Source organism: Acidimicrobiales bacterium (assembly GCA_036270875.1).
In the GTDB taxonomy this organism is placed as follows: domain Bacteria; phylum Actinomycetota; class Acidimicrobiia; order Acidimicrobiales; family AC-9; genus AC-9.
In genome coordinates this window covers 1-5654 of the sequence record DATBBR010000092.1, presented here as the reverse complement: position 1 = coordinate 5654, position 5654 = coordinate 1, and the positions used below count along the sequence as shown (strand labels likewise).

The 5654-nt window shown below is 69.4% G+C and carries 7 protein-coding genes; 2 read left to right on the top strand and 5 right to left on the bottom strand.

The genetic code is table 11. The features are described from left to right. On the bottom strand, positions 1–342 hold a 342-nt coding region (locus VH112_10500), incomplete at its 3' end, for a TraR/DksA C4-type zinc finger protein (GenBank protein ID HEX4540663.1). 256 nt (positions 343–598) lie between these two features. On the opposite strand from VH112_10500, the gene VH112_10495 reads away from it, so the two are divergent. Together VH112_10495 and VH112_10490 are read left to right on the top strand one after the other, a co-directional pair. Then, a complete protein-coding gene (locus VH112_10495) occupies positions 599–1273 on the top strand; it encodes a response regulator transcription factor (protein ID HEX4540662.1) in 675 nt (224 codons plus the stop codon). 14 nt (positions 1274–1287) lie between these two features. After that, the gene (locus VH112_10490; GenBank protein HEX4540661.1) at positions 1288–1971 is read left to right on the top strand and encodes a response regulator transcription factor; all 684 of its coding nucleotides are present in this window, start codon (positions 1288–1290) and stop codon (positions 1969–1971) included. A gap of 13 nt (positions 1972–1984) precedes the next feature. Here the strand turns inward: VH112_10490 and VH112_10485 are convergent, their stop codons facing one another. The 4 genes from VH112_10485 to VH112_10470 form a co-directional block, all read right to left on the bottom strand. After that, complete coding sequence (locus tag VH112_10485) at positions 1985–2347, bottom strand: ATP-binding protein (GenBank protein ID HEX4540660.1); 363 nt, start codon at positions 2345–2347, stop codon at positions 1985–1987. Positions 2348–2480: 133 nt separating this feature from the next. Next, positions 2481–3626, bottom strand: coding sequence for a hypothetical protein (locus VH112_10480; GenBank protein ID HEX4540659.1), 1146 nt, complete (start codon positions 3624–3626; stop codon positions 2481–2483). An 11-nt stretch (positions 3627–3637) separates the two neighbouring features. Then, positions 3638–5254: a hypothetical protein gene (locus tag VH112_10475; GenBank protein ID HEX4540658.1), complete on the bottom strand. Its 1617-nt coding sequence runs from the start codon at positions 5252–5254 to the stop codon at positions 3638–3640. 141 nt (positions 5255–5395) lie between these two features. Further along, a partial coding sequence (locus VH112_10470) for a GDP-mannose 4,6-dehydratase (GenBank protein ID HEX4540657.1) occupies positions 5396–5654 on the bottom strand: 259 nt, incomplete at its 5' end.

Genomic DNA, 5654 nt, shown 5'->3' with positions numbered 1-5654 from the left:
GTCGTCGAGGCACAGCCGAGCCTCGGGCTTGGCCTCGAGCCGCGAGTCGCCGATGAGGCGCCCGCAGGCCTCGCATGTCCCGTAGGTGCCGTCATCGAGGCGACGGAGGGCCAGCTCGACGTCGGCCAGCTCGGCCTCCACCTGCTCCAGGATCGAGACGTCCCGCTCCCGGTCGAACGTCTCGGTACCGATATCGGCCTGGTGCTGGGCAGACGAGGAGAGCTCGGCCAGGCTCTCCTCCTCCGACTGAGTGGTCAGGCCGCCATCGACGAACTCGTCACGAAGGGCCCGGAGCCGATCCTGCTCGGCACCGAGCTGGCCGCGGAATGCCTCGACGTCCATCACGGGGATGGTAATCCGACCAGGCACTGGACGGGCCGACCGAAGGCGCTGAGCGGTATCGGCCGGCGCTCGGTACCCTGGTCGTAGTCGCAGCGGTGGACATGCGCTGGCCCCGTTTGCTGGGGAACTGGACTTCCGTGTCGCCCTCCGTGCCCAAGCCGAAGGGCCACCATGGCAGTAGGAACCGTCCCAGCATGCTCGGCATCGCCGCGCCTTCCTGGAGCCGGTGTCGACACCTGGATGTCGGGGGTACTCGGTGCCCGTTGAGCGCGCCGGTACTGGGTCCGCCATTCGGCTGCTCGTCGTCAGCGACCGGGAGATCGTGCGCGCCGGGCTGTCGGCCATCTTGCGGCCCTACGACCGGCGGGTGACGGTGACCGGCGAGGGCGCCAGCCTGTCAGATGCCCTCGCGGTGAGCGCCAGGCAGCTCGCCGACGTCGTGATCTACGACGCCCGCCTGGCCGCGGGCGACGGCCTCGACGAGGTCGACCAGCTGGTCGAGTCGTGGGGAGACCATCGCGTCGTGATCCTGGCCGGCCGGGACGAGGCCCGGTTCGGCCTACCGGTGCTGCAGCGGGGCGCCGCCGGCTTCCTGTTGATCTCGGCCGCAGGCGATGAGCTGGTCCAGCAGCTCGAGTCCGTGGCCGACAAGTCCGTCGTGATGGACGCCGTCCTGGCTGGCGCCCGGAGTCGGACCGACCCGCTCGACCAGGGCGCCGTGTGGCCTGGATCCGATCTGGGCCTGACCCGACAGGAGAGCAGGGTGCTGGAGCTGCTCGCCCGAGGTGACCGCACCACAGCCGTCGCCGGTCAGCTGGGCATCAGCGAGGTCGAGGTCAAGAAGCACGTGCGCGCGGCGTATCGCCAGCTGGACGTGCCGGACCGCCCGCACGCCCTGGCCCGCCTCGCCCAGGCGGGGGTGTTCCGATGAGTCCGACGAGTCCGATGAGCTCGAACGAGATGCGGGACGTTGTCGCCCCGCCGGTGCGCGTCGCGCTGGTCAACGATGACGAGATCATCATGGAGGGGCTGCAGGGGATGCTTGCCCGCCACCGAGAGCGGGTGGAGCTGGCCGGCGGTGTCCTGCTCAGCGAGGACGTGGCGGAGACGGCGATGGCGCTGAACGCCGACGTGGTGTTGTTCGACGTCAACATCCGGGGGACCGAGGGGCTCGACGTGGCAGCGCAGCTGGTCGCCGAGAAGCCGCCCTTCCGAGTGGTGGTCTTCACCGACGACGCCGACGAGCGCCGTCTCTTCGAGGCGCTCCGCCTGGGAATCTCCGGCTACCTGCTCAAGTCGTTGAGCGGAGCCCAACTGGCGGATCATCTCGTACGGGTGCGCGACGGCGAGGTCGTCGTCGACCCCAGCATGGCCACCAGAATCGCCATGCGAGCTGCACACCACGGAGGCGGACGCATCTGGCCCGGTAGCCAGATGGGCCTGTCGCAGCGCGAGAGCGAGGTGTTGAGCCTGCTCGTCGAGGGTCTCGGCAATCGCGCCATCGCCGCCCAGCTGGTCGTCGGCGAGGAGACGGTGAAGACCCATCTCCGCTCTATCTACCGCAAGCTCGGGGTGAACGACCGGGCCCAGGCGATCGCCACCGCCCTTCGACAGGGCATGTTCACCTAGGGACGGCCGGCGCTCACACCAGCTCGAACCACACCGCCTTGCCATTCCCCTCCGGAGAGACGCCCCACGCGGCAGCCATGGCCTCCACCAGCTTCAGGCCTCGGCCGCCTCCGAGCTCGTCGGTTCCCGACCGGCGGCTCGGGGGCTCCTTGCTCTCGTCGAGCACCACGACCCGCAGGGCCTCGTCGCCCAGGTGCATGGTGACCGCGACCTGGGTGCGGGCATGGATGATGGCGTTGGTCACGAGCTCGCTGGTGAGCAGGACGGCCGCCTCGGTCTGGTCTCGGCGTCCCCAGTGGAGCAACGTCCCGGCAACGAACTCCCTGGCCGCCCGGGCGCTGGTGGGGTGGGGGCATAGCCGGATGGTCGCTTCCATGATGGTCACCCCCGATCGGCAACTCCTTCCTATATATCCCCCAAATGGGGGTAAGGCCTAACCTCGGGCCTGGGGACCCGTCAGAAGGTGTTCCCCAGGGGTCAGGTGGAGCCCCATCATGAGGGGCCGATCACTAAGGGACAGCGCCGAGCAGCCAGCCCACGTTGCCGCCGTACAGGCGGCCGGCCGCCGGCTCCTCGACCGGGCCACAGAGGCCGCGGTAGTCCTCCAGCGGCTGGGCCAGGCCCTCGGCGTGGGGAAAATCGCTGCAGAACATGAACAGCTCCCCCGCCTCGCCGATCAGGCGGTCCGGCCGCTCGTAGCCGAACGCGGCCACCCGCACCTGACGCCGGATGTACTCGCTCGGGCGCAGCTCGAGATCGTGGAGGGGACGGCCGTTGAACCGGGCGTGGAAGTCGAACCCGCCGTCGAGCATGAGGAGGAACATCGGCACCCAGATCGCCGACAGCTCCATCACGCCGATCCTGAGGCCCGGGTGACGGGCCAGCACGCCGTTGGCCGCGAGGTCGGCCAGGGCCAGTGCGGGCGGTGTCCAGATGAACACCGACGACAGCACCGGGGCCACCTCGTCGGGGTCCCCGGCGTACCACCCGTCGTGGAACGGATGAGGAAACGCGGAGATGTGGAAGACCGGGGTCACGCCGTGCTCCTCGAACGCTGTCCAGGCCCAGTCGAGATCGGGATGCGACAGGGGCCGCCCGTCCACCAGGGCGGGGGCGATCATGGCTAGGCGCAGGTCACCGGCTGCCATCAGCCGCAACTGGTCCTCCAGGAAGTCGCGGTCTCGAAGGGTGAGGTGGGCGACGGGGCGGAGCCGGCCCCTCCCCTCCTGGGCGATGGCCACGGCCCAGCGGTTCCACGCCGCCATGTTCACCTGAGTCGCTCGGAGGTCGGACGACAGGGGCCGCTCCCACAGCAGCCCGAAGTTGGGGAAGACGACGGCCTCGTCGAGGCCCATCTCGTCGAGGCGGTCGCGCCGGACGGTCGGATCCCAGAAGTGGCGCGGGAGCGCCTCGTCGTAGGTGTGCTCGGCCGGCAGTCCCTGGCGAACCCGCTCGCGGTAGGCGCCCATGCTCGACACGTCGCCCGGGTGGTGCACCTCGGCCAGGTGGATCCGGCGATCTCCGAGCATGAGCCAGGCGTGACCGAGCTCGTCGTCGGCGATCCGCAGGGCGAGATGGCGCTGAGCGGGGTCGGCGTACTCCGCCCACAGCCCGCGGCTCTCGTAGAGGTGGGTGTCAGCGTCGATGACCGTCATCAAAGGCGAATCTAGCCCGACCGCCTCGGGCACCACGGATTGGCCGGCACACCGGCGCACGGATTGGGCATGCTCGGCTGAGGCTGGAGCGGTGGCAGCACGACCTGGGTGGCCCGGGGGTAGCTGGCCCCGGGCAGGTTCGGGCAGGGAGCCAGCAGCTGGGTGGCGCACAGCACCTCGGCCGCCAAGGGGCCGAGGTCGCCGCCGTTGGGCTGCCCGCACGGGTTGTACGGGAAGCTCTGGAGGTTCGGCGGATCGCTCGTCACGCCCTTGGGGTCGGTGTTCTGCTGGAAGCAGTTGCCGGGGTCATGGGGAAGCGTGGCCAGGCCCAGGTCGCCGTTGGTGGGATTGCCGAAGAAACCGTTGTTCCGGAAGGTATTCCCGATCACCTGGTTGCCGAACGCCTGGTAATAGCAGACCTGTCCGGGCACCACGTACACCCCGCCCTGGCACTGCGCGAACGGCGGAGGCGTTCCCATGTAGGGCTGGTCGACGATGAGGGCCCCCCAGGCTCCGTTGTTGGCGATCGTGTTGTGGTACTGGGTGACGTTCCTCGTTCCCGCCAGGACCATCGCCGTGCCGATGGGTGCCGCCCCGGCCAGGCCGTTGGTCGCATTGCCCGGCACGTTGGGGTTGTTGTTGTCGTGGATGTCGTTGTACTGCCAGATCTCGCAGGAGTGGCCGCCGAGAGGTCCCGCCGCTCCGTTCGGGCAGCTCCCGTCGGCAGGCGAGGGGGCGTCGTCGTTGTTCTCCGAGTCGCTGGTGATCCCCGTCTTGTTGTGGTCGAACTCCGAATGCTCGATGACGAGGTTGCCGCCCGAGTCCGTGCCCGAGTAGGCGAGGGCGTTGTACTGGGCGTGGGCGTTGCGCACCACGGCGTTGCAGTTCGTCTGGCAGCCACCGATGTAGTAGCCGGCGTCACCCATGTTCGACGCATAGCTGTGGTCGATGACGCCCGGGCCACTCGCCTTGGAGGCGAAGATGCCGTAGTCGCCGAAGGGGGGGTTCACGCCGTTCGAGTAGGTGGACGTGGTCGTGAGGTAGTCGCCCCAGTAGCTGCCCATCCCGATCGTGGGATCGCCGTCGCCGCCGTTCCACCAGATCTGGTTTCCCTGGGCCCCGGTGCTGTTCGTCAGGAAGTTGCAGGCCGTCAGGTTCTCGACCCAGACCCCGCTGGCTTTGTAGACCTCGACCCCGCTTCGCCCGGTGGGCTTGCCGTCCGTACCGTTGGGCCCGGTGTTCTGGTACTTGGCGTCGCCGGCGCAGGGAGTGCCACCTCCGGGGAGGGTGCCGTCGACGACGACCTTGTTGCGGTCCATGCCCCGCAGGTAGATGCCGGGCGTCGTGATCAGGACACCGGCGGGATGGGTCGGGTCGCTCGAGCCCGACTCGTGGTAGTCGCCCGGCCCGACCAGGATCCAGTCGCCCGGGCGCGCTGCGTTCACCGCCTGCTGGATGGTGCCGAAGGTGCCGGGGATCCCGTTGAAGGTGCCGACGCGAAGGACCCGCGGTGCCGGAGACGTCGCCGCTGAAGCTGAAAAAGCCGGTCCCGCGCCGGCAGCGCTCAGAACGAGCCCGAGGGCAGCAGCGACCGCCAGCGCAGACCTCTTCCTGATCGGCACCCGCATCCCCAGCTCCTTGTCACAGCCCGCTCGGGGGCCCTCGCGCGAGTCGCTACTTCTCTGGGTTCGCTACTTCTCCGGATGCACCGGTGACTCCTGCCCCGCGTAGTGGGCCAGGTGGCGCAGACCGGCCGGGTCCATGGGGGACTAGCGGTCGCGCGCCTTTCGGGCCTCGAGCTCGAGGTCGTGGTCGACCATCACCTTGATGAGCGTCTGAAAGTCGAGCGTCGGCTCCCAGCCCAGCTGGCTCCGGGCCTTGGTGGCGTCGCCGATCAGGACATCCACCTCGGCGGGACGGAGGAACCGGCGGTCGGTGGTCACGAACGGCCCCCAGTCGTCGATGCCTACGGCGCCGAACGCGACGTCCAGCAGCTCGCGGATGGTGTGGGTCTGGCCCGTCGCGACC

Coding starts and splice junctions, on each gene's coding strand:
- VH112_10475 (HEX4540658.1), bottom strand. CDS start 5,254: ATGCGGGTGCCGATCAGGAAGAGGTCTGCGCTGGCGGTCGCTGCTGCC.
- VH112_10480 (HEX4540659.1), bottom strand. CDS start 3,626: ATGACGGTCATCGACGCTGACACCCACCTCTACGAGAGCCGCGGGCTG.
- VH112_10490 (HEX4540661.1), top strand. CDS start 1,288: ATGAGCTCGAACGAGATGCGGGACGTTGTCGCCCCGCCGGTGCGCGTC.
- VH112_10485 (HEX4540660.1), bottom strand. CDS start 2,347: ATGGAAGCGACCATCCGGCTATGCCCCCACCCCACCAGCGCCCGGGCG.